At 69.7% G+C, this 25,769-nt stretch carries 18 protein-coding genes; 13 read left to right on the forward strand and 5 right to left on the reverse strand.

What is annotated here, in order from left to right; genetic code table 11:
- Window position 1 precedes the first annotated feature (1 nt).
- The 6 genes from OG422_RS23770 (at window position 2) to OG422_RS23795 (ending at window position 9,072) form a co-directional block, all read left to right on the forward strand.
- The gene (locus OG422_RS23770) at window positions 2–2,116 is read left to right on the forward strand and encodes a glycogen debranching N-terminal domain-containing protein (protein WP_405745321.1); all 2,115 of its coding nucleotides are present in this window, start codon (window positions 2–4) and stop codon (window positions 2,114–2,116) included.
- A 49-nt stretch (window positions 2,117–2,165) separates the two neighbouring features.
- Complete coding sequence (locus OG422_RS23775; RefSeq protein WP_405745324.1) at window positions 2,166–2,930, forward strand: NUDIX domain-containing protein; 765 nt, start codon at window positions 2,166–2,168, stop codon at window positions 2,928–2,930.
- A 154-nt stretch (window positions 2,931–3,084) separates the two neighbouring features.
- Window positions 3,085–5,094: an ATP-binding cassette domain-containing protein gene (locus OG422_RS23780; protein ID WP_405745327.1), complete on the forward strand. Its 2,010-nt coding sequence runs from the start codon at window positions 3,085–3,087 to the stop codon at window positions 5,092–5,094.
- A gap of 120 nt (window positions 5,095–5,214) precedes the next feature.
- Complete coding sequence (locus OG422_RS23785; protein WP_405745330.1) at window positions 5,215–6,183, forward strand: FadR/GntR family transcriptional regulator; 969 nt, start codon at window positions 5,215–5,217, stop codon at window positions 6,181–6,183.
- Window positions 6,184–6,574: 391 nt separating this feature from the next.
- Entirely contained in the window at window positions 6,575–8,128 is a 1,554-nt protein-coding gene (locus OG422_RS23790) for an RNA polymerase sigma factor (RefSeq protein ID WP_405745333.1), read from the forward strand.
- 134 nt (window positions 8,129–8,262) lie between these two features.
- Window positions 8,263–9,072: a serine protease gene (locus OG422_RS23795; protein WP_405745336.1), complete on the forward strand. Its 810-nt coding sequence runs from the start codon at window positions 8,263–8,265 to the stop codon at window positions 9,070–9,072.
- Window positions 9,073–9,191: 119 nt separating this feature from the next.
- Here the strand turns inward: OG422_RS23795 and OG422_RS23800 are convergent, their stop codons facing one another.
- On the reverse strand, window positions 9,192–9,422 hold the full coding sequence (locus OG422_RS23800; RefSeq protein WP_033267354.1) for a hypothetical protein: 231 nt from the start codon (window positions 9,420–9,422) through the stop codon (window positions 9,192–9,194).
- 443 nt (window positions 9,423–9,865) lie between these two features.
- On the opposite strand from OG422_RS23800, the gene OG422_RS23805 reads away from it, so the two are divergent.
- From OG422_RS23805 to OG422_RS23825, 5 genes are all read left to right on the forward strand, one after another.
- Window positions 9,866–11,986 (forward strand): type IIA DNA topoisomerase subunit B, encoded by a 2,121-nt coding sequence (locus OG422_RS23805; protein ID WP_143941003.1) that lies wholly within the window; start codon window positions 9,866–9,868, stop codon window positions 11,984–11,986.
- Window positions 11,987–12,143: 157 nt separating this feature from the next.
- Window positions 12,144–12,632: a DUF1453 domain-containing protein gene (locus tag OG422_RS23810; protein WP_405745341.1), complete on the forward strand. Its 489-nt coding sequence runs from the start codon at window positions 12,144–12,146 to the stop codon at window positions 12,630–12,632.
- Between the two features lie 32 nt (window positions 12,633–12,664).
- Window positions 12,665–13,831, forward strand: a complete 1,167-nt coding sequence (locus OG422_RS23815; RefSeq protein WP_405745344.1) for a sensor histidine kinase — start codon at window positions 12,665–12,667, stop codon at window positions 13,829–13,831.
- Window positions 13,828–14,514 carry a response regulator gene (locus OG422_RS23820; RefSeq protein ID WP_405745347.1) on the forward strand — a complete coding sequence of 229 codons (687 nt, stop codon included), beginning with the start codon at window positions 13,828–13,830 and terminating at the stop codon, window positions 14,512–14,514. Before OG422_RS23815 ends, OG422_RS23820 begins: the two co-directional genes overlap by 4 nt.
- Before the next feature lie 120 nt (window positions 14,515–14,634).
- A complete protein-coding gene (locus tag OG422_RS23825) occupies window positions 14,635–15,153 on the forward strand; it encodes a DUF485 domain-containing protein (RefSeq protein ID WP_405745350.1) in 519 nt (172 codons plus the stop codon).
- Between the two features lie 198 nt (window positions 15,154–15,351).
- Here the strand turns inward: OG422_RS23825 and OG422_RS23830 are convergent, their stop codons facing one another.
- The 3 genes from OG422_RS23830 to OG422_RS23840 all read right to left on the reverse strand — a co-directional run bounded on the left by OG422_RS23830 (window position 15,352) and on the right by OG422_RS23840 (window position 19,444).
- Window positions 15,352–16,026 carry a response regulator gene (locus tag OG422_RS23830; protein WP_405745353.1) on the reverse strand — a complete coding sequence of 225 codons (675 nt, stop codon included), beginning with the start codon at window positions 16,024–16,026 and terminating at the stop codon, window positions 15,352–15,354.
- Window positions 16,023–17,678: an ATP-binding protein gene (locus OG422_RS23835; protein ID WP_405747963.1), complete on the reverse strand. Its 1,656-nt coding sequence runs from the start codon at window positions 17,676–17,678 to the stop codon at window positions 16,023–16,025. The genes OG422_RS23830 and OG422_RS23835 overlap by 4 nt, the downstream gene beginning before the upstream one ends.
- A gap of 755 nt (window positions 17,679–18,433) precedes the next feature.
- A complete protein-coding gene (locus tag OG422_RS23840) occupies window positions 18,434–19,444 on the reverse strand; it encodes a sucrase ferredoxin (protein WP_405745356.1) in 1,011 nt (336 codons plus the stop codon).
- A 710-nt stretch (window positions 19,445–20,154) separates the two neighbouring features.
- On the opposite strand from OG422_RS23840, the gene OG422_RS23845 reads away from it, so the two are divergent.
- Window positions 20,155–21,522 (forward strand): CobW family GTP-binding protein, encoded by a 1,368-nt coding sequence (locus OG422_RS23845; protein WP_405745359.1) that lies wholly within the window; start codon window positions 20,155–20,157, stop codon window positions 21,520–21,522.
- 151 nt (window positions 21,523–21,673) lie between these two features.
- Here OG422_RS23845 and OG422_RS23850 read toward each other — a convergent pair whose 3' ends face one another.
- Complete coding sequence (locus tag OG422_RS23850; RefSeq protein ID WP_405745362.1) at window positions 21,674–24,121, reverse strand: DNA topoisomerase (ATP-hydrolyzing) subunit A; 2,448 nt, start codon at window positions 24,119–24,121, stop codon at window positions 21,674–21,676.
- 294 nt (window positions 24,122–24,415) lie between these two features.
- Here OG422_RS23850 and OG422_RS23855 point away from each other — a divergent pair, with 294 nt between their 5' ends.
- Window positions 24,416–25,753 (forward strand): pitrilysin family protein, encoded by a 1,338-nt coding sequence (locus OG422_RS23855; RefSeq protein ID WP_143941015.1) that lies wholly within the window; start codon window positions 24,416–24,418, stop codon window positions 25,751–25,753.
- Window positions 25,754–25,769: the final 16 nt, after the last annotated feature.

The following is a 25,769-nucleotide window of genomic DNA, read 5'->3' on the forward strand; positions in this document are numbered from 1 at the left end:
CGTGCCAGGCAACGACCACCCCACCCCACCGGCCCCACGCGCCCCCGGAATCCCCCGCTCCGCGCCGCCGCGCATCCCACGGCCCCAGCCCCTCCACGCCTCACTGATCTCCGTGGCGCTGCCCCACCTCACCATCTCCCCGCCCGACGGCCAGCTCAGAGGCGAAAACGCCGACGGCTGCTACCACGACGGCCGCCGCATACTTTCCCGCTGCGAACTGCGCGCCGGAGCCGGCGAACCCGTCATCCTCCAGAGCAAGCAGACCGCAGCGGATCACACCCGATTCCTCGGCACCGTACGCCTCACCGGCGACCGCAGCCCCGACCCCGACATCCGCCTCGAACGACTACGCCGCGCGGACGGCAGCGAACGCCTCACCTTCCGCAGCAGCGCCTCCCGCCCCATCCGCCTCCCCGTCGACCTCCGGCTCGGCACCGACCTCGCCGAACTCGGCGCCGCCGCCACCGGCATACCCGGCCCCGACCTGCGACCCGCCGTCCACGGAGCGGGCCTGCGCTGGTCCGGCCCCGGCGCGCACGCCGCGGTCACCGCGACCCCCGCCCCCGACGATGCCCTCGCCTCCGCCGGCCTCCTGCGCTGGGAACTCGAACTCCCACCCGGCGGCACCCGCACCATCGACCTCCGCCTCACCCTGGAACGCACCCCACCCGGCCGCCCGGACACCCGCACCGCACCCGAAGGCCCCCGCCCCGGCCCGGAGCTCCGCGGGCCGTACCCCGCATCTCACCCCGTCACCCCGCGCCCCCGCACCGCACGGCCCCAACGCCTGTGGGCGGCGCGCCTGGAATGCGACGATCCCCGCGCCGACGCCCTCCTCGCCACCTCCCTCGACGACCTCCACGGCCTTCTGACACGCGACACCGGCACCCCCACAGACCTCTACACCGCGGGCGGCATCCCCTGGCGCCCCGGCCTCTCACCAGCCGAAGCCCTGTGGTCCGCCCGCATGCTCCTCCCCCTCGGCACCCACCTCGCTGCCGGTACCCTCCGCCTCCTCGCCCGCACCCAACACGCCGCCCCGGGACCGGACTCCGGTCGCCTCCCCGGCCCGCTCCGGGACGCCGGACCACACGCCCCACCCAGCTGCACCGGCACCGAAGCCACCCTGCTCTTCCCCGCCGTCCTCGCCGAGGCACGCCGCTGGGGCCTGCCCGACCACGAGACCGAGGATCTGCTGCCCACCGCCGAACGCTGCCTCGACTGGCTGCTCCGCACCGCCACCTCCACCGGCCGCCCGCCCTACGTGCCCGACCCCGCCCCGTCGGGCCCGTACCGCTGCGAAACCCAGGCACACGCCCACCGCGCCGCCCTCCTCGGCGCCGACCTCCTCGACGCGTACGGCAAACCCCACGGGGACGACCTGCGGGAATGGGCGGCCCACCTCCGCACCCACTTCCGTACCGACTTCTGGTATGAGGACCGCTACGGCGGCCGCCCCACCGCGCTGATCACCCCTCAGGGCCGCCCCCTGGCGCACCTCGGCGCCGCCACCGCGCACCTCCTCGACACCGGTCTGCTCGGCGGCGGCCGGCACGCCCCCGGCCTGCTCGACCCCGTCCGCGCGGCACAGCTCGCCGCACTCCTGGCCGGTCCCGCCATGGACACCGGCTGGGGCCTGCGGAGCCTGAGCGCCAAAGAGGAGGGTCACAACCCGTTCGGGCACCGCAGTGGAGCGGTACGACCCCACGAAAGCGCAGTCGCCGCCGCCGGGCTGGCCGCCGCAGGCCACGAACCCGGCGCGAATGCCCTGATCAAGGGCGTCCTCGACGCATCGGAGAGCTTTGGCCACCGGCTCCCCGAGATGTACGCGGGGGAGCAGCGCACCGCGGGAGCCACGCCCGTGCCCCACCCCGCGGCCTGCCGCCCCGCCTCCGTCGCGGCGGCCGGAGCCGTCCACCTCCTCCTGGCCCTCGCCGGTCTGCGCCCCGACGCCCCCGGCGGCACTCTCACGCTCCGGCCCGTGGCCAGCGCCCCGCTCGGCGCGCTCCAGTTCACCGGCCTCCGCGCCGCCGGACGCCCCCTCGCCGTACGGATCAGCCGCCTCGGCATGGGCATGGTGGAGGAGGCCGCCGACGGCTTGCAACTGAAGTCCTGATCTGGCGCGACGGCCTGTTTATCGTCAGGCGGACGACTATGATCACGACATGCCTCCCTACGACCCGTCGGCCTTCCCGCCCTTCGCCGTCACCGTCGATCTGGTTGTGCTCACCGTGCGCCGCCACTCCCTCTGCGCCCTGGCCGTACGCCGCGGTGAGCCGCCGTTCCAGGGGCGATGGGCGCTGCCCGGCGGCTTCGTCCGCGCCGACGAAGACCTGGCGGGCGCCGCGGCCCGGGAGCTGGCCGAGGAGACGGGCCTGCACGCCCATGACCCGGCCGACCCCATGGCACCGTACGGCGCGCACCTCGAACAGCTCGCCACCTACGGCGACCCGAAGCGCGACCCCCGTATGCGGGTGGTGAGCGTCGCCCACCTCGTGCTCGCCCCCGACCTGCCCGCCCCGCGGGCCGGCGGCGACGCCCACAGCGCCCGCTGGGCACCGGTCGAAACCTTCCTTGACCAGGAGCCCACGAACGGACCCGACGACGACACCCCGGCTCCACTCGCCTTCGACCACGCCCAGATCCTCGAAGACGGCGTGGAACGCGCCCGCTCCAAGATCGAATACTCCTCGCTCGCCACCGCGTTCTGCCCCCAGGAGTTCACGGTCGGCGAGCTGCGCCGCGTCTACGAAGCCGTCTGGGGCGTCGCGCTGGACCCCCGCAACTTCCACCGCAAGGTCACCGGAACCCCGGGCTTCCTCGTGCCCACCGGCGGTACGACGACCCGTCAGGGTGGCCGCCCGGCACAGCTGTTCCGCGCGGGCGGCGCCACCCTGCTCAATCCGCCGATGCTGCGCCCCGAGGCGTAACCCTCGGCGGGCACGCGCACGGCGCATCAGTGACACGCCGCAGCACCCATCCGGTAATAACGGGTAAATAAGACATATAAGGCTATCTTGGTGGGGTGAGTCCTCTCGTACCCCCCACCCCGTCCGACCGGTCTCACGCCCCGCGAGGGACGCGATGATCCAGGCCATCGGACTGACCAGCGAACCCCGCGGCGAACGCCCGCCCGCCGTCCACGACCTCACCTTCGACGCCCGACCGGGAAACGTCACCGTACTGCTCGGCCCCGCCGCGTCAGGGAAAACCACCGCACTGAGGCTGATGCTCCAGCTCCAGTCCGGCCGCGGCGTCGCCCTCTTCCGCGGACGCCCCCTGCATCGCGTCCCCAACCCCCCACGCGAAATCGGCGTCGTCCTCGGCGACGTACCCGGCGATCCCTCACGCACCGCCATCGGCCACCTGCGCCTGCTCAGCGCGGCAGCCGGTGTCCCCGTGGCCCACGCCGACGACGTACTGGACCTTGTCGGCCTCACCGGCCTCGCCGACAAACGCGTCGGTGACCTCTCCCGCGGTATGGACCGACGCCTCGCCCTGGCCGCCGCCCTCCTCGGGGACCCCCACACCCTCGTCCTCGACGAACCCACCGACGGCCTGCAGCCACGCGACTCCGCCTGGCTCCACGGACTGCTGCGCGGCTACGCGGCACAAGGCGGCGCCGTCCTCATCACCTCACGCCACTCCCGCGAAGCCACCCGCATCGCCGACCGCGTCATCACCCTCGACGACGGCCTTCTCGCCGCCGACCAGGACGCGGTGGCCTTCGCCCGCACCCGCATGCGCCCCCGCGTCGTCGTCCGCTCTCCGCAGGCCGACCGCCTTGCGACGTTGCTCATCGATGCATCACAACGCGCCGACCACGCTTCGGACCCCGTCATCGGGCGCGGCATCGAAGTCGTCCGCGAGAGCGGCAGTCGCATTGCGGTGTACGGCAGCAACTGCGCCGCAGTCGGCGAAACCGCCTTCCGGAACCGGGTGTTGGTGCACCAACTCGCCGACGAGGCAGGCGACAGCGGCCTCGTCGAACCGCTCCACCGGGCAGATGGTCGACAAACGCGCGCAGTGACTGCACCTCCCGGCGAGGTCGACGTCTCTGACCACGACACTGTCACCAGCCCCGCGCACGCAGTCGCACCCCCTGGTATCGATATGCCGACATCACGCGTTGGCGATATGGCGACACACCCTGACGGTGACTGTCGCCCCGCGACCACCCCTCGCCCTACCGTCGACCCCAGCGAACTCACCGACACCCTCACCCTGCCGGTCATCACCGCACCCGCACCCACAGCCGTCCCCCGCCCCGCACGTCCCCCTCGGTCAGCATCGGCTCCGGAGCTACACATCCCACGCCTCCCGGCCCCCGGCCCCGCATGGCCGTTGCGCTACGAAGTGCGCCGCACGGTGACTGACCGCACCGTTGCTCTCGTCGCCGTCGTTTCGCTGCTCGCTTCGTTGGTGCCGGCGCTCCTGTTGGCGCGCCACGGTGCCGCCCCCTTGTCGCGTGTCCTGAGCGGGTGGCCGCGCCAACTCCCCTTTCCGCCCGCCGCGCTCGGGGCCGGGCTCGTCGGATCGTTGGCGTTCGGGCAGGAGTTCCGCTTCCCCGCGTTGGCTCATGAACGTGGTGCCGTTCCGCGTCGACTGGGGCTGCTGGTCGCGAAACTGGTGGTCAGCGGTGTCTGTGCACTGGCGCTCGGCGTGGCCGTCCTCCTCGCCGACGAAGCGGCCGTGCGGCTTCTGTTCGGGGCCGACGGCCTGGGCGGCCTCCCCGACATCCCGGTGTTCGTGGTCGGTTGGGCGGGGTTGCTGGTCGGGTGTGCCTGGGCGGGGGTGCTCGCCGCCGGACTGTTCCGGTCCACGGCGATGGGGTTGGCAGCAGTGCTCGCCGTCCCGGTGCTCGTCGTACCGGCCCTGCGGTACGTGCTGGCCGAGCAGGCGGGGCGTTCCCTGGCGGGGCTCGCCGCGAGGCTGCAAGCTTCGGGACCCGTTCGCTGGCCTTCCGGAATCGATCACGGTGCCTCTGTTGTCGTGCGCTGGGTGACTCAACCCGTGGGCGGTGCCCTGGCGTTGTCCGTCGCCGCGCTGGTCTGCGCTTATGGCCTGACGGCGCTCCGAAGCCGGGTGCGCTGACCGTCGAGTACAGGTGTGGTGTGTACCCCTGGGGCGTTCGCTGTCCGCAACTCGCCCTGGAGAGCGCGTTTCTTTCCGATAAAGCGTCAATTATGAGGTACCGGGCGATCACCCTTTCGTGTGCTTTTCACCAAAGACCTCAAGGGTGTTCGGGACGCCGCCGACAAAGGATGGGTGAGTACCCTTGCGCACACCATGATGACCGCGGCTCGCCCCGCTGACGCCGGCCACGCAGGCCCGGGCGAGCTCGACCGCTACCCCTACGGCACCGCCGTCAACAGCGCGGCGGACCGCGTCGCACCGGCGTGGAACGGCGCCGAGGCCGACATCGCCCGCGTCGGCCGGCGCACCGCCAGCAGTCGCGGCCGCGGCCTGCACGGCCAACTCGTCCAGCAGCTCGGCCAGATGATCGTCTCCGGCGACCTCGGCGCCGACCGGCCACTCGTCCCCGAGGAGATCGGCCAGCGATTCGAGGTCTCCCGCACCGTTGTCCGAGAATCGCTGCGGGTGCTGGAGGCCAAGGGCCTCGTCAGCGCGCGACCCAATGTGGGCACCCGGGTGCGCCCCGTGAGCGACTGGAACCTCCTCGACCCCGACATCATCGAATGGCGCGCCTACGGGCCGCAGCGCGATGCCCAGCGCCGTGAGCTGTGCGAGCTGCGCTGGACCATCGAGCCGCTCGCCGCCCGCCTCGCCGCTGGACAGGGGCGCGAGGACATCCAGCAGAGGCTCGCCGACATGGTCGACGTCATGGGGCACGCCGCGGCCCAGGGCGACACCATGAACTTCGCCCGCGCCGACACCGAATTCCATGCCCTGCTGCTCCAGCTCGCCGGGAATCGCATGCTCGACCACCTCTCCGGCATCGTCTCCTCCGCCCTGCACGTCTCCGGCGGCACGTCGGGCGGCTGTGAGCGGCCGGCCGAGACGTCCGTCGGACAGCACATGCGGATCGTCGACGCCATCGCCGCCGGGGACGCCGCGGCCGCCGAGGGTGCCGTGCGTCAGCTCCTCGCTCACGGCGAGAGTGGCGGGCAGGCCCCCGGGGCGCCCGCGGACCATGTCGTGCCCGCTCCCCGCGAGCACTGACGGCACCACCTCCCGCGCACCCGCCACAGGCCCCGAGGCGGTCGGCCGGCGGCGCGCACCCCGAAGGCCGGGGCGCCGCACGGAAGAGTGACCGCAGCCCGCCGGATCCGGGCGTCCTCCGGATCCGGCGGCGGGCTTCGGTAGGGTTGCATGTCATATGACCGGGAATGTGTCGTTATGAGGTGTGACTCGGGCCACGCGGATTGGGCGTAACGCTTGTCGGGGAAGCGCGATGACTTAAGAGGTGATAGCCGAGGAGGGAATACGAGTGGCGTCGACGACGCTGTTCAACTCCCCGGTTACCCCTACGCCGTCGGCCATCCCCTCCGGCGGTCGTCGGCTCCGATCCACACTGGACGGGGTCGGAAGCCGTTTCCATCGTTCCGAGAGGTTGTTCGTGTCGGCCAGCACATCCCGTACGCTCCCGCCGGAGATCGCCGAGTCCGAGTCTGTGATGGCGCTCATCGAGCGGGGAAAGGCTGATGGGCAGATCGCCGGCGATGACGTGCGTCGGGCCTTCGAGGCTGACCAGATTCCGCCAACCCAGTGGAAGAACGTTCTGCGCAGCCTCAACCAGATCCTCGACGAGGAGGGTGTGACGCTGATGGTCAGTGCCGCAGAGGCGCCCAAGCGCACCCGCAAGAGCGTCGCAGCGAAGAGTCCGGCAAAGCGCACCGCCACCAAGACCGTCGCGGCCAAGACCGCAGCGGTGAAGAAGACCACCGCGGCGGCCACCTCCCTGGGTGACACGCCCTCCGCCGAGGCGGAGTCCGCGCCTGCCAAGAAGACGGTCGCCAAGAAGGCCACGGCCAAGAAGACGGTCGCCAAGAAGGCCACGGCCAAGAAGGCGACCGCAAAGAAGACGGCGGCCAAGAAGGACGTCGACGAGCTGCTCGACGACGAGGTGACCGAGGAGACCCCGGCGTCCGGCAAGGGCGACGCGCCCGAGGCCGCCGAAGGCGCCGAGGCCGCCGGATTCGTCCTGTCCGACGACGACGAGGACGACGCGCCCGCGCAGCAGGTCGCCGCAGCCGGTGCCACCGCCGACCCCGTCAAGGACTACCTCAAGCAGATCGGCAAGGTCCCGCTGCTCAACGCCGAGCAGGAGGTCGAGCTCGCCAAGCGCATCGAGGCCGGTCTGTTCGCCGAGGATAAGCTGGCCACCGAGGAGAAGATCGCTCCCAAGCTCAAGCGCGAGCTGGAGATCATCGCCCAGGACGGCCGCCGCGCCAAGAACCACCTCCTGGAGGCCAACCTCCGTCTGGTCGTCTCCCTGGCCAAGCGGTACACCGGCCGCGGCATGCTCTTCCTGGACCTCATCCAGGAGGGCAACCTCGGTCTGATCCGTGCGGTCGAGAAGTTCGACTACACCAAGGGCTACAAGTTCTCGACCTACGCGACGTGGTGGATCCGCCAGGCCATCACCCGCGCCATGGCCGACCAGGCCAGGACGATCCGTATCCCCGTCCACATGGTCGAGGTCATCAACAAGCTCGCGCGCGTCCAGCGCCAGATGCTCCAGGACCTGGGCCGCGAGCCCACCCCGGAGGAGCTGGCCAAGGAGCTCGACATGACCCCCGAGAAGGTCATCGAGGTCCAGAAGTACGGCCGCGAGCCGATCTCGCTGCACACCCCGCTGGGCGAGGACGGCGACAGCGAGTTCGGTGACCTGATCGAGGACTCCGAGGCGGTCGTCCCCGCCGATGCGGTCAGCTTCACGCTTCTGCAGGAGCAGCTGCACTCGGTTCTGGACACCCTCTCCGAGCGCGAGGCCGGCGTCGTCTCGATGCGCTTCGGCCTCACCGACGGCCAGCCGAAGACGCTGGACGAGATCGGCAAGGTCTACGGCGTCACGCGTGAGCGGATCCGCCAGATCGAGTCCAAGACCATGTCGAAGCTGCGTCACCCGTCGCGCTCGCAGGTGCTGCGCGACTACCTCGACTAGCGGATACGGCAATACGGTTTCTGCGGGCCCGGCACCCTTCCCGAGGGGGCCGGGCCCGCCGCCGTCCGGGTGCGCGAAGCCTCCGTTTGGGTCACGCTGGGTGGGCGATCACTGCCTCGGAGTCAGGAGTCCGTATGCGCCCGATCTTCCGCGCCGTACCTGGGGCCCTCGCCATGGTCCTTGCCACACCGTCCCTGGCCATGGCCGACGCATCGGTGGTCGGGGGGCAGCCCGTACAGGCCGTGGAGAGCCCTTGGATGGTGGCTCTCGCCTCCCAGAACCGCTTCGGCAAGCAACGGTCCGGCCAATTCTGCGGCGGCGTCCTGGTCGGCCGCTCAACGGTGGTGACCGCTGCGCACTGCCTGAGCACCGAGGTGCTGGGGGCACCCTGGCAGCAGGTCCGTGACCTGCGCGTGCTCGTGGGCCGCGAGGATCTCGCCGGTGCCGGGGGACAGGCGCTGAAGCCCGCGAGCGTGTGGGTCAATCCGCGCTACGACAGCCGGACGAACGCCGGGGACATGGCGGTCATCACCCTGCCGACGCCCGTCACCAACCGGTCCATCCCGATAGCCCCGGAGGGTTCGGGTGCCTACAGCGAAGGCACCACCGCCGTGGTGTACGGCTGGGGCGACACCACGGGCCGGGGTGCCTACGCGACGCGTCTGCGGTCCGCGGAGGTGAACATCCTGGCCGACGCCGCGTGCGCCCGCGCCTACCCGGGCAGTGTCGACGGGGCGTACCAGCCCTCTTCCATGCTCTGTGCGGGTGAACCGCAAGGAGGCCGGGACGCTTGCCAGGGCGACTCCGGCGGCCCGCTGGTCGTCGAGGGGCGCCTCGTGGGGCTGGTGTCGTGGGGCGCTGGCTGCGGGGAGCCGGGGAGCCCCGGGGTCTACACGCGGGCCTCCGCGCTGATCCCGGCCGTAGCGGTGCACGGCGCGGGCTGAGTGCCGCCTGCGGCACCAGGCACGGAATCACGAGTGCGGGCGGTCTCCCCGGTGATGTCCGGGGAGACCGCCCGCCACGGCCTGTGCCGCTACTCGCTCGTCGTCGTGGATGCGATGTGTCAGCGTTCCTCGTCGGACGCAGACGCCGGAGGGGCGGTCAGCCGCTCCGTCTCGTCCTGTATTTCCGCGGCGATCTTCTTGAGTTCTGGCTCGAACTTGCGACCGTGATGGGCGCAGAAGAGCAGTTCTCCGCCGGACATCAGGACGACGCGCAGGTATGCCTGGGCGCCGCAGCGGTCGCAGCGGTCAGCGGCCGTCAGCGGGCTCGCGGGTGTCAGAACAGTAGTCACGTCGCCTCTTCTCTAGCTCGACGAGCTGTCGTACCAGGGTCAACATCCAACCAGGCCGAAAACGTTCCCGCTCGTGCCTTTTCCTCGAAAAAAATCTTCGAGAGGCTGGCCGGGTGCTGCCGGGTGGCGGCGAATGAGCCGTATTGCTTGATGGTTCGATTCACAGTTGCTGGGTGTGTCCTCCCGGCTGGCTTGCCGGTCGTTGATGAGGACGTGCCCGGAGCCTAAATGGTTCATGCCTCGAAGGGAACGTGATGTTCACGTCACGTCGCCTTCACCCCATCGAGAGATCGAACGAACGATCGAAATTCTACTACCATGAGCGTGCTGACGGGTGGCGTCACATCGGCTCTACCTGGCCTCGGTACGCTCTGACCGGCGTTACCGCCACAACCGAGTCCGCGGAATGCGGACTGCCAGAAATTCAGCGAGGAGCGAACCGCGTGACCGCCGAGATGTCCGTGCCGTCCACCGCAGTGCTGACCGGGGCTGACCGGGACGGATCCAACTACACCGCGCGGCATCTGCTCGTCCTGGAGGGGCTGGAGGCCGTCCGCAAACGCCCCGGCATGTACATCGGCTCCACGGACAGCCGCGGCCTGATGCACTGCCTGTGGGAGATCATCGACAACTCCGTCGACGAGGCGCTCGGCGGCTACTGCGACCGCATCGAGGTCATCCTCCACGCCGACGGCTCCGTGGAGGTCCGCGACAACGGCCGCGGCATTCCCGTCGACGTCGAGCCGAAGACCGGCCTCAGCGGCGTCGAGGTCGTCATGACCAAGCTGCACGCCGGCGGAAAGTTCGGCGGCGGCTCCTACGCCGCCTCCGGTGGTCTGCACGGCGTCGGCGCCTCCGTCGTCAACGCCCTCTCCGCCCGCCTCGATGTCGAGGTCGACCGCAACAGCAAGACGCACTCGATCAGCTTCCGCCGCGGCGTCCCCGGGACCTTCACCGCATCCGGCTCGGAGGCTCCCTTCGACCCGGGCAACGGCCTCGTCAAGGGCAAGCGCGTCGCCAAGACGAAGACCGGCACCCGGGTGCGCTACTGGGCCGACCGCCAGATCTTCCTCAAGGACGCCCGGCTCTCCCTGGAGACGCTGTACGCCCGCGCCCGCCAGACCGCCTTCCTGGTGCCCGGGCTCACCCTCGTCGTCCGTGACGAACGCGGCACCGACGGTGCCCCCACCACGGAAGAGACCTTCCATTACGACGGCGGCATCAGCGAATTCTGCGAGTACCTCGCCCAGGACAAGGCCGTCTGCGACGTCCTGCGGCTGAGCGGACAGGGCACCTTCAAGGAGACCGTGCCCGTCCTGGACGACCGCGGCCACATGACCCCCACCGAGGTCACCCGCGAGCTGGGCGTCGACATCGCGCTCCGCTGGGGCACCGGGTACGACTCGACGATCAGGTCCTTCGTCAACATCATCGCGACGCCCAAGGGCGGCACCCACATCTCCGGGTTCGAGCGGTCGGTCGCCAAGACCGTCAACGAGGTGCTGCGGTCGAGCAAGCTCCTCCGCGTCGCCGAGGACGACGTCGTCAAGGACGACGCCATGGAGGGGCTCACCGCCGTCGTCACCGTACGGCTCGCGGAGCCCCAGTTCGAGGGCCAGACCAAGGAGGTGCTCGGCACCTCCGCCGCCTCCCGCATCGTCGCCCAGGTGGTCGGCCGGGAGCTCAAGGCGTTCCTGACGTCCACCAAGCGCGACGCGAAGCAGCAGGCCCGCGCCGTCCTGGAGAAGGTCGTCGCTGCGGCCCGCACTCGAATCGCCGCACGTCAGCACAAGGAGGCACAGCGCCGGAAGACGGCCCTGGAGTCCTCTTCGCTGCCCGCCAAGCTCGCCGACTGCCGCAGCGACGACGTCGAGCGCAGCGAGCTCTTCATCGTCGAGGGCGACTCGGCGCTCGGCACCGCCAAGCTCGCCCGGAACTCCGAGTTCCAGGCGCTGCTGCCGATCCGCGGCAAGATCCTCAACGTGCAGAAGTCGTCCGTCTCGGACATGCTCAAGAACGCCGAATGCGGCGCCATCATCCAGGTCATAGGGGCAGGCTCCGGCCGCACCTTCGACATCGACACCGCCCGGTACGGCAAGGTCATCTTCCTTGCCGACGCCGATGTCGACGGCGCGCACATCCGGTGCCTGCTGCTGACGCTCTTCCAGCGCTACATGCGGCCCATGGTCGAGCAGGGCCGGGTCTTCTCCGCCGTGCCGCCCCTGCACCGCATCGAACTGACCAACCCCAAGAAGGGGCAGGAGAAGTACCTCTACACCTACTCCGACAACGAACTGCGGCAGACCCTGCTCGAACTGGAGCGGAAGAAGGTCCGCTACAAGGACAGCATCCAGCGCTACAAGGGCCTCGGTGAGATGGATGCCGACCAGCTCGCCGAGACCACCATGGAACCGCGCCACCGCACCCTGCGCCGGATCAACATCAGCGATCTCGAAGCGGCGGAGCGGGCCTTCGACCTCCTCATGGGCAACGAGGTCGCCCCGCGCAAGGAGTTCATCACCAGCTCCGCGTCCACGCTGGACAGGTCGCGCATCGACACCTGAGCGCCGCCGGGCGCGCTGAGGGGTGTCCCTCCACCCAAGGGTGGAGGGACGCCCCTAGGCAATCCACCCGGGCCCCACCCGCGGGCCGATCCGCCGACGGCGAACGCTCCGTAGCGTCGGAGACGTCAGCGTTCCCGTCATCCGGAGGCCAGGGTTCATGAGCGGCCTGCTCAACACCGTTGTCATCGTCGCGGTGGTCGCGTTCGTGTTCATCCGCCAGTTCGCCGCGCAGTCACTGTCGTCAAGTGGCCGGAAAATGTGGCTGATTCCCGCGATTCTGGCGGTGATGGCGCTGCGTGAACCGCACCTCCTGGACGCCTCCCACCCGACCGCGTCGGCCGTGCTGCTGACCGTCGGCCTCCTGCTCGGACTCGCGAGCGGAGCCGCCTGGGCCTGGACCACCACGATGTGGACGGACGCCGACGGCACTGTCTGGACGAAGGGCGGCTGGCGGACCGTCAGCGTCTGGCTGTGCTGCATGGTTGTGCGCCTCGGGCTCATCGGAGTGGGGCTCCGGTGCGGCATCCACCAGGGGACGGGTGCCTTGATGCTCTCCGTTGCCGCGATGCTGCTGTCGCGGAACGGGGTCACCTTCTGGAGGGCCCGCTCCGTACGGCCCGCGTACCGTGTTCCGGTGGGTGGCTGAAAAACGCCGCGCCGCTCAGGGAGGGATACCGAGTGCCGCAGAACGTCTGGACGCGCTGGCCCCTGAGGGAAGCGCTCGCCCGCGAAGGCATGAGCGAGACCCGCCGGTGGATCGGCAGGGTCGTCCGTGCCCTCCTCGTGGGGCTGTTGCTGTGGGCCACACTCACCCGGCCGCCGTTCCACGGCTGGTGGAGATCCGTCGGAGCCGTCGCGGTACTCCTCGCGGGAGCGGCCTTCCACGGCTTCTTCCGGACCACATTGCGGCAGCGACTGTGGCCATCCCTCGGACTATTTCTGGCCATGGAGGGTGGCGCGTTCGCCTTCCACGCCGTCGGCGCCTCGCTCCCCGCGGTCGTGCTCTGGTGCGGCTGCGCCGTCGTCGCCATGGAACGCCTGCCACTCGCCGCCGCCCTGCTCTGCGCGACCGCCGCACTCGCCACCTTCGCCCTCGTGAACGACGACAACTGGCTGACGACAGCGACGACCACGGGGGGACTCGCCCTCGCCGGCTACGTGATGCGCCTCGACGCGGAGGCACGCGGCAACACTCAGCGGCTGCTCGCCCAGGAACGCGCCGCGCGCAACGCCGAGGCGGAGACCGCCGCCCTGGCCGAACGGGGCCGCATCGCCCGCGAGATCCACGATGTCCTCGCCCACAGCCTGAGCGCCCAACTGGTCCACCTGGAGGCGGTCCGGCTACTCATCCAGCGCAGCACCGACCTCGAAGCCGACCGCGAGCAGCTCCTCGAACGGGTGACAGCCTGCCGTGGCATGGCGCGCGAAGGACTCGACGGTACCCGTGAGGCGCTGTCCGCGCTCCGAGGCGAGATGCGCCCCGTCGAGGAGTACCTGCGTGAACTGACTGCGGCCGAAGGTGCCCGCCTGGAGATCACGGGGGAGCGCCGCGGACTCCTCCCGGAGGCGGCGCTGGCGGTACGCCGTGTCGCGCAGGAGGCGCTGACCAATGTCCGCAAACACGGGCCCGGGGCCCGCATCGGCGTCCGCCTCACCTATACGGAGGACACGATCGGCTTGGAGGTACGCAACACGATGGGGTGCACGGAGCCCGACGCACTCGCGTGCAGCGGCTCCGGATACGGTCTGGTGGGCATGCGGGAGCGCGCCGAACTCCTCGGCGGCACGCTGGAGTCAGGACCTGAAGGGGAGAGTTTTGTGGTGCGATTGCAGGTGCCGGCATGACGGGCGGGCCCGTGAGGCGTGTGGTGGTCGCCGACGATCAGACCGTGGTGCGCGAAGGCATCGTGATGCTGCTGGGCCTCCTGCCAGGCATCGACGTCGTCGGTTCCGCGCCGGACGGTGAGGAAGCCATCCGCCTCGTCGCCGAACTCGCCCCGGATGTCGTCCTGATGGACCTGCGCATGCCCCGCTGCGACGGGGTCGAAGCCACGCGACGCATCCGGACCGACCACCCGGGCACCCAGGTGGTCGTCCTCACCACCTACGCCGATGACGATTCGCTCTTCCCCGCCCTCCAGGCCGGTGCCCGCGGCTACCTGACGAAGGACGCGGACGGCGACGAGATCGTCCGTGCCATCAACGACGTCCTCTCCGGGGAAGCCGGGCTGTCACCCAGGATCCAGCGGCGACTGCTGGAACGCGTTGCCGAGCCCGCACCGTCGCCGCGCAGGCGATCCGCGGAACGACCGGACGGGCTGACCGCACGCGAGGTCGAGGTGCTGCGGCTCGTCGCCGAAGGACTGTCCAACTCGGAGATCGCGCGCACGCTCCACGTCTCCACCGCGACGGTAAAGACACATATCAACAATCTCTTCGGGAAGGCGGGGCTGCGCGACAGGGCGCAGGCGATTCACTACGCGTACCGGCACGGCCTGGCGCAGCCACCTGGCGAGAACTTCACCTGATGGAGTGAGCGGACCGGAAGGCGGGACCGGACATCACCCTGCCCACCTACCCATCCTTGACGAAACCGGCCAACAGGTCGGTGCAGCAAGGAGTGTTCGGTGGACAAGTAGTACAGCGGCTTGACCGCACCACGTGGAAGCGCCCCCGCCACCGCTGCCTGGAACAAGGCGACCGACCCCAGGCAGGACGGTACGGGCGAAGCGACAGCGCCCGGAGGGAGCCCCCACGGTCTCGCGCCCCTCTGGACCGTCGAGGAGACGACGGCGCGGCGAGGGCCTTCACGTCACCAAGTGCCGAGTGCACGAGCCGCTGCTCATGACGAGATGTACTGCACGGTCCAGGGGAGCGCCGCCTTCCAGGAGGTGCGCCGCCGCTACCGTGGCTTCGTCATTCCCGCCACCGTCCTCTTCCTCGGTTGGTACCTCGCCTACGTCATCACTGCGCCCGTCGCACCACACCTCATGGCCTGCCCCGTTGTCGGTGCGCTCAATGTTGCACTCCTGGCGGGCCTGGGGCAGTTCCTCACGACCTTCCTCCTCACCTGGGTGTACGCCCGCCACGCACGTATCCACCGGGGTGCCGCGGCGCTGGAGATCCGCTGGGAAACCCAGGAATTGATGGGAGGCAACGCGCGGTGATCGGTGACCACCAGACGCTCGCACTCGTACTCTTCAGCGTCTTCATCGCGGTCACGCTCGCGATCACGCCTGGGCGGTCCGCCGCAGGCACGGCTCCGCCGAGGAGTTCTACGCGGGCGGCGAACCCGCGGATGAGGCCCGGCATGCGGAGGCCGAAGTACGGTCGTTGACCGGTGCGGGTGCGGCCTGGCCGCGTTCTCATACCCACGCATAGCGATGCTCGGGGCGTCCGGTCTCGCCGTATCTGAGAGTGAGCCGGACGCGTCCCGCCCGTTCCAGAAGCTTCAGATAGCGCTGCGCCGTCTGACGGCTGAGTCCGGCCCGTTCAGCGACATCCTGAGCGGACAAGGCGACATCGGCGGTGCGGAGAACGGAGCGTACGCGGTCGGCGGTGGCGGCAGAGTGACCTTTGGGAAGCTCTGTCGCACCCGTACCGGCCGCCCCCAGCGCTCCGAAGATCCGGTCCACCTCTGACTGCTCGGCCTGACCGCCGCTCTCGAAGGTGCGACGCAAGGCCGCGTATCCCTCCAACTTGGAGCGCAGGCCGGCGAACGTGAACGGTTTGACGAGGTATTGCAGAGCGCCATGACGCATCGCCGCTTGAACCGTCGTGATGTCACGTGCCGCGGTTACCATGATCACGTCTGTCGGTATGCCGTGGCTCCGTAGGCTGCTCATCATCTGCAGGCCCGTGCCATCGGGGAGGTAATGGTCCAGGAGGATCAGATCAACTGCGTGGGTGCGCAGCGCTTCGTGAGCCTGGGCTGCGGTGTGGGCGAGACAACTGACCTGGAAACCCGGCACTTTGCCGACGTACGCAGCGTTGATCTTCGCCACCTGGATGTCATCGTCCACGACCACGACATTGATCACTGGTGGGCTCCTGTTGCCTCATCGGGGAACGTGCCCGTGATGGTGCTGTCGTTCCGCGGAAGGTTGGTCGCGGCGGCTTGCCTTGGGGGAGTCGAGCGTTCCTCGGACAGCTCGTCGGACAATGCGTCAGGGAGCGCGACCGTGAAGACAGCTCCCCCACCGGGGCGGTCGCCGACCATCGTGGTGCCGCCGTAGCGCTCGGCCAGCCTCCGTACCAGCGCCAAGCCGATGCCACGCTGCCCATGGGGCGGGGGTTCCTTCGTCGTCCATCCCTCGGTGAAGACCGAAGCGCGATGGGCCGCTGGGACGCCGGGGCCGTTGTCGCTGACGCGGACGACCGCCGTCCGCTCGTCCGCGTGGACCTGCACCTCCAGTTGTGCGCCGGGAACCGTGGCGGTGGCATCCAGGGCGTTGTCCACCAGATTGCCGAGAACGGTAACCAAGCTGTGCGGGTCGATGAGGCGGTCGGGGAGGTGAGTGCCAGAGGCGAGGGTGAGCGAGACGCCGCGTTCGGTTGCCATAGTCGCTTTACCGACAAGGAGAGATGCCACAAGCGGATCGTGAATGCGCTCCGTGACTTGCTCGGCCGTTGCTCGATGAACGCCGACCGCTTGTGTGATGAAGGAACTGGCCTCCTCGTGGAGGCCCAACTCCAGCAGGCCGAGGAGTGTGTGGAGCTGGTTGGCATGTTCGTGATCCTGGGCGCGGAGCGCGTCGATGAGTCCGCGGGTGCCGTCCAGTTCGCGACCCAGCCGCTCCAGTTCGGTACGGTCCCGCAGCGTGACCACCGCCCCGCCGTCGTCGGTGGGCATCCGGTTGACCACGAGAACACGCTGACCGCTGACGGTCAGCAGATCCGCTCCTGAGACTCGGCCGGCCAGTACATCTGCTGTGCGACCAGGGGGAAGAGCGGCGTCCACCATGTTCCCGGTGACCTGAGGTGGCAGGCCCAGCAGCCGCTGCGCCTCATCGTTCATCAGACGGATCCGCCCGTTCTTGTCGAGGGCGAGGAACCCCTCTCGGATGCCGTGCAGCATTGCTTCGCGCTCGCTGAGCAGTGCGGAAATATCAGAGAACGCCAGGTCGTGCGTACGACGCTGCAAGCGGCGGGCCACCAGGTAGGCGACGAGTGCTCCTACGGCCAGGGCGCCGCCCGCGTAGGCGAGCAGCTGCGGGACAGTGGAGAGAAGCCGTTCGTGCACGCTCTCGTAGGCGATGCCCACGGATACGGCGCCGATGACTTCCCTGCTGTCGTTGCGCAGCGGTACCTTGCCGCGGGCCGATCGGCCGAGGGTGCCGTCGTCGATCTCCATCACCTCGTGGCCGGAGAGGGCCAGGCTCGGGTCGGTGGAGACGCGCCGTCCGATCTCATTCGGGTCGGTGTGAGACCAGCGCACACCGTGCCTGTTCATGACCACTACGTATTCGGCGCCGGTGGCGTTGCGGATCCGCTCGGCTGCTCGTTGGACGGGGCCGTGGCGCGTGGGGCGTGAGTTCTCCAGTGCGTTGTCCAGCTGGGGCTCGGCAGCGGTGGTCTGGGCGATTGCCAGGGCGCGGTGCATCGCCTGGTTGTCGAGTTCCATGCTGAGCGGGGCCAGGAAGAGGCCGGTGACGAGTGCTGTCACACCGGCGGCGATGGCCAACTGCACCATCAGGACCTGAGCGAAGACGCGGCGCGGCCAGTGGAGGCGCGGCCGCAGCAACCAGTGATGGGCGGCCGGATGGCCAGTAGTAGTGGTTTGTCTTCCACGGCACCCCGACAGCCGGTGGTGCGTGCCGGACACGGGCGGCGGTGTATCGCCGGGACCTTCTGCGCCGGGGGGCTTGGGCAAGGGGGTGGGGCCCGAGGACTCTTCAGCGCTCGGGCTCGGAGAATTTGGTCTTTCCGGCTCGCCCATGTGGACGAACAGTAAGGGCGGTCACTGTCGCCTCGGTAATCCCCCGCAGTGCGACCTGAGACCTACGTACTGTTGGTGTTCGCTCGGTGACGGAAGGGAATGCCGAGTGGTCAAGAGCTGCGACAGCAGAGTTATCCACAGGGCTTTCGGCTGCGGATCGTGAAGTCCTAACCTCGCGAAGAGAGAGCGGGTGACGCCGGAACTGCTGGGCCTGGACGGATAGGGTCCTGGGCGTCCGACGTCACCGCACGCGACACAGCGAGCGGGGGAGACAAGGGATGAACGCAGCAACGCGGGGTTGTGCTACTCGGGAGGCACTGCCGAATTCGGGTGGCCGACGAGGGGCGCACGTCGTGTGGTCGGTACTCGGAGTCGGCATCGCCGTCGCGGTGGCCTTGGCCTCCCGGGCAGGGCGTACCAGGAAAGTGAGCCAGCAGGAGCCCGTTCCGGCCCACGCCTGCCGGGGAGCAGCTCCCCGGCAGGCCCGAGGCTCCGCTCCCGCGGGTACGTCAGGACGCTGCGACGAGGCGACCACTCACAAGGCTCGTGGGCGATCCGCTGCTGAGGTGAGTGATGGCCGTAACGGCCATACGCGCAGGTGGGCCGAGCAGCGAGCCACAGCTCGCGGGCGCAGGAGCACCATCGGCCCGCTGTTCGACCAGCACCTGCCACATGCGGCCGTCGGCATGGGCGACGGTGACGGACCACGCAGGGAGGGGCTCCGCAGCGGTGGCGCGCGCGGAGGCCGGAGGGTTGGCCCACACCGCTTCGGGCCGCACCGTGTCGGTCCGTACGACGTCGAGTGCGTCCGCGCGGTGCTCACCCAGCATGTCCCGGACGGCGAGGTCGGCGGCTTGGGCCTGTCGGTCCCAGGTGGAGCGCCCGCGGCAGTGGTCGAGCGCGATCCGGCCATTGCTCGCCGCCTCGATGGCGTGCCTGACCAGATCGGCCGAGGCACGACCGTAGGCGTACCCGTAGGGCAGCACGACCAGGGTCGGTGCGAAGCGGTGGCCACCGATGTGGGTGACTTCCCAGGTCTCGGTGCCGGTGCTCGCGAGGTCGGCGGCGAGAGGGCGTCCCAGGACGGCGCAGCACCTGTCCCGTTTGCCATTCGTGCAGACCAGGACGAGAGGGGGGCCGGAGTAGGCGTCCCAGAGCCCACCGTGATGACCGGCATCCGCGGCGGTGAAGTCCAGTCGGAGCAGGCTCCTCGGGTCGGCGATGGTGGTGGTACGGATCCAGGAGCGGCCCGGTGCGGTGTGGGCGAGGAACACCCGGCGCCGGAGCAAGGTGCTTCTCTTGCTGTACGGGGTGGGGCGGCGGATCAACGCAACGCGGACGTCAGTCCCGTCGGTGACAGCCTTCAGGGCTCGGCCGAGGTCCGGGTCGAGGTGGCTGTTCGTCAGAGCCTCGACTCCCCACGGGCCCGGCTGCTCGATGAGCAGCCAGGTTCGGGCGGTGGCCGCGGTTCCGGCGAGGGGCTCGGCGCCTTCGCGGGAAGCAAGAGTGCAGGTGCTCACGAAGGTAAGCCTAACCTGCCTGAAGCGGAGGGGGGTGTCGACAATGCGCTGGCCGCCGGGGAGCGGGCAGCAGATGGGGATGGAGTGGCCGAAGGCGGTGAGCCGTGCGACAGGCACCGACGTGATCACCGTCCCCATGCGGTGACGGGCGGTGGCCGAAGGCACCGCAGGAAGTCTGCCGCTACGACGGGGCCACGCGGGGCGGCACGACCTGCCGGTGGGCCGGGGCGACAGTCCGCCGGGCGGTCCCGGCGGCCGGGGCGGCGGTAGGGCTGAGCGGGCTCGGGTGCCCTGGGCCGTATAGCGGCCAGAGTGTTTTGGGGCCCAGCAGGAGCCCTGGGCATGGATGGTGGGCCCACTCCGCCCAGCAGTGGCAGCCGGGGCGGTGCTTCTCAAGGCGGGGAGCACCGCAACTTCAGCATGCTGGCACCGCAGCCACGGAAGCTGTGGCCTGGCTTGACCCGCGGGTGTGGATGCCGTCGCGAGGCCGGATGTACCGGCCCGTCCGTGTTGCTGTCAGTCATGGGGAAGAGTATGTGGGAGGTCGACGGCCCAGCTGATCGCGGTGGATGTGGCCGCCTCATTTCGTCGGCCGGGCTAGTCGTCTGGGTGCATCAGGGATCCGTTACGATCGGCAGCCCGTTTTCCGCCGGTCCGCTCGGTCCGTCACTCGCGCCGCGGCCCGGTCTCCGAATCATGGAGGCGCCCCCTTGGCCACGCAGCAGATCCCGGTGGTCGTCCTTGCCGGCTTTCTGGGATCGGGCAAGACCACGTTGCTCAACCACCTCCTGGCGGCAGGTGACGATACGCGCATCGGCGCTATCGTCAACGATTTCGGGAGCATCGAGATCGATGCGATGACAGTCGCCGGTCAGGTGGACTCGATGGTTTCACTCGGCAACGGATGCCTGTGCTGTGCGGTCGACACCAGCGAGTTGGATGAGTACCTGGAACGTCTCGCACGGCCCGCGGCCCGTATCGACGTCATCGTCATCGAGGCCAGCGGCCTGGCCGAGCCCCAGGAACTCATCCGCATGATCCTCGCCAGCGAGAACACCCGGATTGTCTACGGTGGCCTGGTAGAGGTCGTCGATGCGGCCGAGTTCGAGGCAGCGCGCGGCCGCCATCCCGAACTTGACCGGCATGTGGGCATCGCCGACCTTGTCGTGCTCAACAAGGCTGACCGTATCGGTGATGAGCAGCGCCGACGGCTCGCCACCACCTTGGGGGAGCTGGCGCCGGGACGGCCCGTGATCTGCGCGGCGTACGGACGTATCGCCCCGGAGGTGTTCTTCGACCGCGGACCGGGAGACGACTGTGACCCGGCGGTGAAGCAGTTGTCGTTCGAGGACCTGTTGCGGGAAACGGCCGACTACCGCGCGGCGCGTCACCACGACGAGGAAGCGGTGACACGTATCGGTTCGGGGAGTGACTGTCAGCTGGGCACCGTGTCTCGCGACAGTCAGCACCCCCAACCACAGCATGCCCCAGTGGCTGTGGCGGACGGCAGTGCGCGTGCGCATGACGCGTCGGGCGAGGGGCAGCGACAGTCGCCGCCGCATGAAGGTGAGCCGTGTTCGGACGACTGTCACGGGCAACACCTGCACAGCGGTTACCAGAGCGTGGAGTTCACCTCGCGTGTCGCCATGCACCCGCGGCGGTTGATGGATTTTCTCGACAGTCGCCCAGCAGGTCTGTATCGCATCAAGGGGTTCGTCCACTTCGACGTTCCGGGGAGCAGGCAGAGGTTCGGAGTGCACGCGGTGGGTGACTTTCTCCGGTTCTACCCGACGCCCTGGGAGCGTGGCGAGGAGCGTTGTACGCAGCTCGTGCTCATCGGTAGCGGTATCGACGCGGGGTCACTGCAGGAGCAGTTGCGAGCATGCAGGATGTCGGAAGCAGTGACTGTCACCGCACCGTCCCCCGATGACACACTCGCGCACGACCGACCGTCTCAGCGCGCATCGTCGCCCCAAGACGCATCGTCACCCCAAGACGACGACCTACTGGAGCGTGCCATGTGGGGCGTCCTGCGCTACGTAGCCGACCGTGATGACCAAGTCGGCCACGAGCGGTAACGAGAGGACAGCGGAGCAGCAGCGCCCGGACAGAGGCGGCAACTCGCCCCGCCCCCGCACCCCTGCATCACCCCGCACAGCATCAGGGGGCGCACTCACACCACAGCGTGAGTGCGCCCCCTCCAAGTGGCTGTCGCCGTAGCCGATCCCTCTACGCCGGCCCCGCCAGCGCTGCCACCCGCTTCGTCAGCGGTACGCCGGAGCCGTCGCGCCGCGGGTCCGGTTCCGGGAGGGGGACCGGGGCGCCCTTGGGGTCGGCGGCGCGGGCGGGGGCCGCGCCCGCCCAGGCGAAGGTGAGGCAGTCCTCGCCCTTCAGGAAGCGCTGGCAGCGTACGCCGCCGGTCGCGCGGCCCTTGCGTGGGTACTGGTCGAACGGGGTGAGTTTGGCCGTCGCCAGCGAGTCGTCGAGCATGCCGTGCGAACCGGCGACGGTGAAGACCACCGCGTCGGCCGCCGGATCGACGGCGCCGAAGGAGAGCACCTTGGCGCCCGTGCCGAGTTTGACGCCCGCCATGCCGCCCGCCGGGCGGCCCTGTGGCCGGACCTGCGAGGCCGGGTACCGGAGCAGTTGCGCCTCGTCGGTGATGAAGACCAGGTCCTCCTCACCGGTGCGCAGTTCGGCGGCGCCGACGATGCGGTCGCCCTCCTTGAGGGCGATGACCTCCAACTCGTCCTTGTGCGCCGGGTAGTCGGGCACCACGCGTTTGACGATGCCCTGTTCCGTGCCGAGTGCGAGGCCCGGTGAGGACTCGTCGAGCGTGGTCAGGCAGATCAGGGTCTCGCCGTCCTGCAGGGTCAGGAACTCCGACAGCTGTGCGCCACCGGCGAGGCTGGGCGCGGCCGCCGTCTCGGGGAGCTGCGGCAGATCGATCACCGGCAGGCGCAGCAGCCGTCCCGACGATGTCACGGCGCCGACCTCCCCGCGCGTGGTCGCGGGCACGGCGGAGACGATGGCGTCGTGCTTGACGCGCTTGGCGTCGGCGTCGAACGGGGTGTCCCCACCGGCCGTCCGGGCCAGCAGACCCGTCGACGACAGCAGTACCCGGCACGGGTCGTCGGAGACCTCCAGCGGCACCGCGGCGACCGAGGTACCGGCGGACTCCAGCAGGACGGTGCGGCGCTCGGTGCCGTACTTCTTGGCGACGGCGGCGAGTTCGCCGGAGACCAGCTTGCGCAGTTCGGCGTCCGACTCCAGGATGCGGGTCAACTGCTCGATCTCGGAGCGCAGCCTGTCGCGCTCCGCTTCCAGCTCGATGCGGTCGAACTTGGTGAGCCGGCGTAGCGGCGTGTCCAGGATGTACTGCGTCTGGATGTCGCTCAGGGAGAAGCGTTCGATCAGCCGCTCCTTGGCCTGGGCACTGTTCTCGCTGGAGCGGATGAGGCGGATGACCTCGTCGATGTCGACGAGGGCGGTGAGCAGGCCCTCCACCAGGTGGAGCCGGTCGCGGCGCCTGCCGCGGCGGAACTCGCTGCGCCGCCGTACGACCTCGAAGCGGTGGTCGACGTAGACCTCCAGCAGCTCCTTGAGGCCCAGGGTCAGCGGCTGGCCGTCGACGAGGGCGACGTTGTTGATGCCGAAGGACTCCTCCATCGGCGTCAGCTTGTAGAGCTGCTCCAGGACGGCTTCCGGGTTGAAGCCGTTCTTGATCTCGATGACCAGGCGCAGACCGTGTTCGCGGTCGGTGAGGTCCTTGACGTCGGCGATGCCCTGCAGCCGCTTCGAGCCGACCAGGTCCTTGATCTTCGAGATGACCTTCTCGGGGCCGACGGCGAAGGGCAGTTCGGTGACGACGAGGCCCTTGCGGCGCGCGGTGACGTTCTCGACCGCCACCGTGGCGCGGATCTTGAAGGTGCCGCGGCCCTTCTCGTACGCGTCGCGCACGCCGCCCAGCCCCACGATCCGGCCACCGGTGGGCAGGTCGGGACCCGGCACGAACCGCATCAGCGTCTCGAGGTCGGCGTTGGGGTGCTTGATGAGGTGACGTGCGGCGGCGATGACCTCGCCGAGGTTGTGCGGCGGCATATTTGTCGCCATACCGACAGCGATGCCGGACGAGCCGTTGACCAGAAGGTTCGGGTAGGCGGCGGGGAGGGTGACCGGCTCCTGCTCCTGGCCGTCGTAGTTCGGCGCGAAGTCGACGGTGTCCTCGTCGATCGACTCCGTCATCAGGGACGTCGCGGACGCCATCCGGCACTCGGTGTACCGCATCGCGGCGGGCGGGTCGTCGTTGCCGAGCGAGCCGAAGTTGCCGTGGCCGTCCACCAGGGGCAGCCGCATCGAGAACGGCTGCGCCATGCGCACCAGGGCGTCGTAGATGGAAGCGTCGCCGTGGGGGTGGAGCTTGCCCATGACCTCGCCGACGACGCGGGCGCACTTGACGTAGCCGCGGTCGGGGCGCAAGCCCATCTCGTTCATCTGGTAGAGGATGCGGCGGTGCACGGGCTTCATGCCGTCCCGGGCGTCCGGCAGGGCGCGGGAGTAGATGACCGAATACGCGTACTCAAGGAAGGAACCCTGCATCTCGTCGACGACGTCGATGTCGAGGATCCTCTCCTCGAAGTCGTCCGGCGGCGGGGTCTTCGTGCTGCGGCGGGCCATCGCGGCTGCGGCTCCTTCTGCTGCGTCTACTGCCGATGTGTAGGTCGACCAGCCGTTGGTGAACAGCTGCCGGTCCGACCGGCGGGGAATCGACCGGTGAGTCTGCTGACTCCGACGCGGACCATTGTGGACCGCCCCACCGACAACGCCGGACGCGACTCCCCTCCACGGGGCCGTGGCGCGCTTCCCGCCGCTCATACGGGGGCGGCCGGGCGGGAACTTCGCCAGATGCCGACGCGGTTGCATACAGTGACAGGACTTCTTCGCAAGCGGATCGAAGGGACGTACATGCCCATGGGTCACACGGCCACAGAAAAAGCCGGCTCCGGCGGCCTGACAGCGACCGAGCACCGGCTGGCCAACGGCCTGCGCGTGGTGCTCTCGGAGGACCATCTGACGCCGGTGGCAGCCGTCTGCCTGTGGTACGACGTCGGTTCGCGTCACGAGGTCAAGGGCCGTACGGGCCTGGCCCACCTCTTCGAGCACCTGATGTTCCAGGGCTCCGCGCAGGTCAAGGGGAACGGCCACTTCGAGCTGGTGCAGGGTGCCGGCGGCTCGCTGAACGGCACCACGAGCTTCGAGCGCACCAACTACTTCGAGACCATGCCCGCCCATGAGCTGGAGCTGGCGCTCTGGCTGGAGGCGGACCGCATGGGCTCCCTCCTGACGGCGCTCGACGAGGAGTCGCTGGAGAACCAGCGCGACGTCGTCAAGAACGAACGCCGCCAGCGGTACGACAACGTCCCCTACGGCACGGCCTTCGAGAAGCTGACGGCCATGGCGTACCCGGAGGGCCACCCGTACCACCACACGCCCATCGGGTCGATGGCCGATCTGGACGCGGCGTCCCTGGAGGACGCGCGGGCGTTCTTCCGCACCTATTACGCGCCCAACAACGCGGTCCTGTCGGTGGTCGGCGACATCGACCCCGAACAGACGCTCGCCTGGGTCGAGAAGTACTTCGGGTCGATCCCCTCGCACGACGGCAAGCAGCCGCCGCGCAGCGGTGCCCTGCCGGACACCCTCGGCGGCCAGCTGCGGGAGGTCGTCGAGGAGGAGGTGCCCTCGCGTGCCCTGATGTCGGCCTACCGGCTGCCGCACGACGGCACCCGGGAGGCGGACGCCGCCGATCTCGCGCTGACCGTCCTGGGCGGCGGCGAGTCCTCACGTCTCTACAACCGCCTGGTGCGCCGCGACCGCAGCGCCGTCGCCGCCGGGTTCGGTCTGTTGCGGCTGGCCGGTGCGCCGTCGCTGGGCTGGCTGGACGTCAAGACGTCCGGGGGCGTGGAGGTCGCGGACATCGAGAGCGCCGTCGACGAGGAGCTGGCCCGGTTCGCCGCCGAGGGGCCGACCCCGGAGGAGATGGAGCGGGCGCAGGCCCAGCTGGAGCGCGAGTGGCTGGACCGCCTCGCGACGGTCAGCGGGCGCGCCGACGAACTGTGCCGCTATGCCGTCCTGTTCGGCGACCCGCAGCTGGCGCTGACCGCCGTGGGGCGTGTTCTGGACATCACGCCCGAGGAGGTGCACGCCGTCGCCCAGGCCCGGCTGCGCCCCGACAACCGCGCGGTGCTGGTGTACGAGCCGACCGCCGCCGACGAGAGCGCCGACAACGACGAGGAGGCGGACCGGTGAGCGACGCCACGACCCG

Source organism: Streptomyces sp. NBC_01525, from assembly GCF_045040405.1.
Taxonomy (GTDB): domain Bacteria; phylum Actinomycetota; class Actinomycetes; order Streptomycetales; family Streptomycetaceae; genus Streptomyces; species Streptomyces benahoarensis.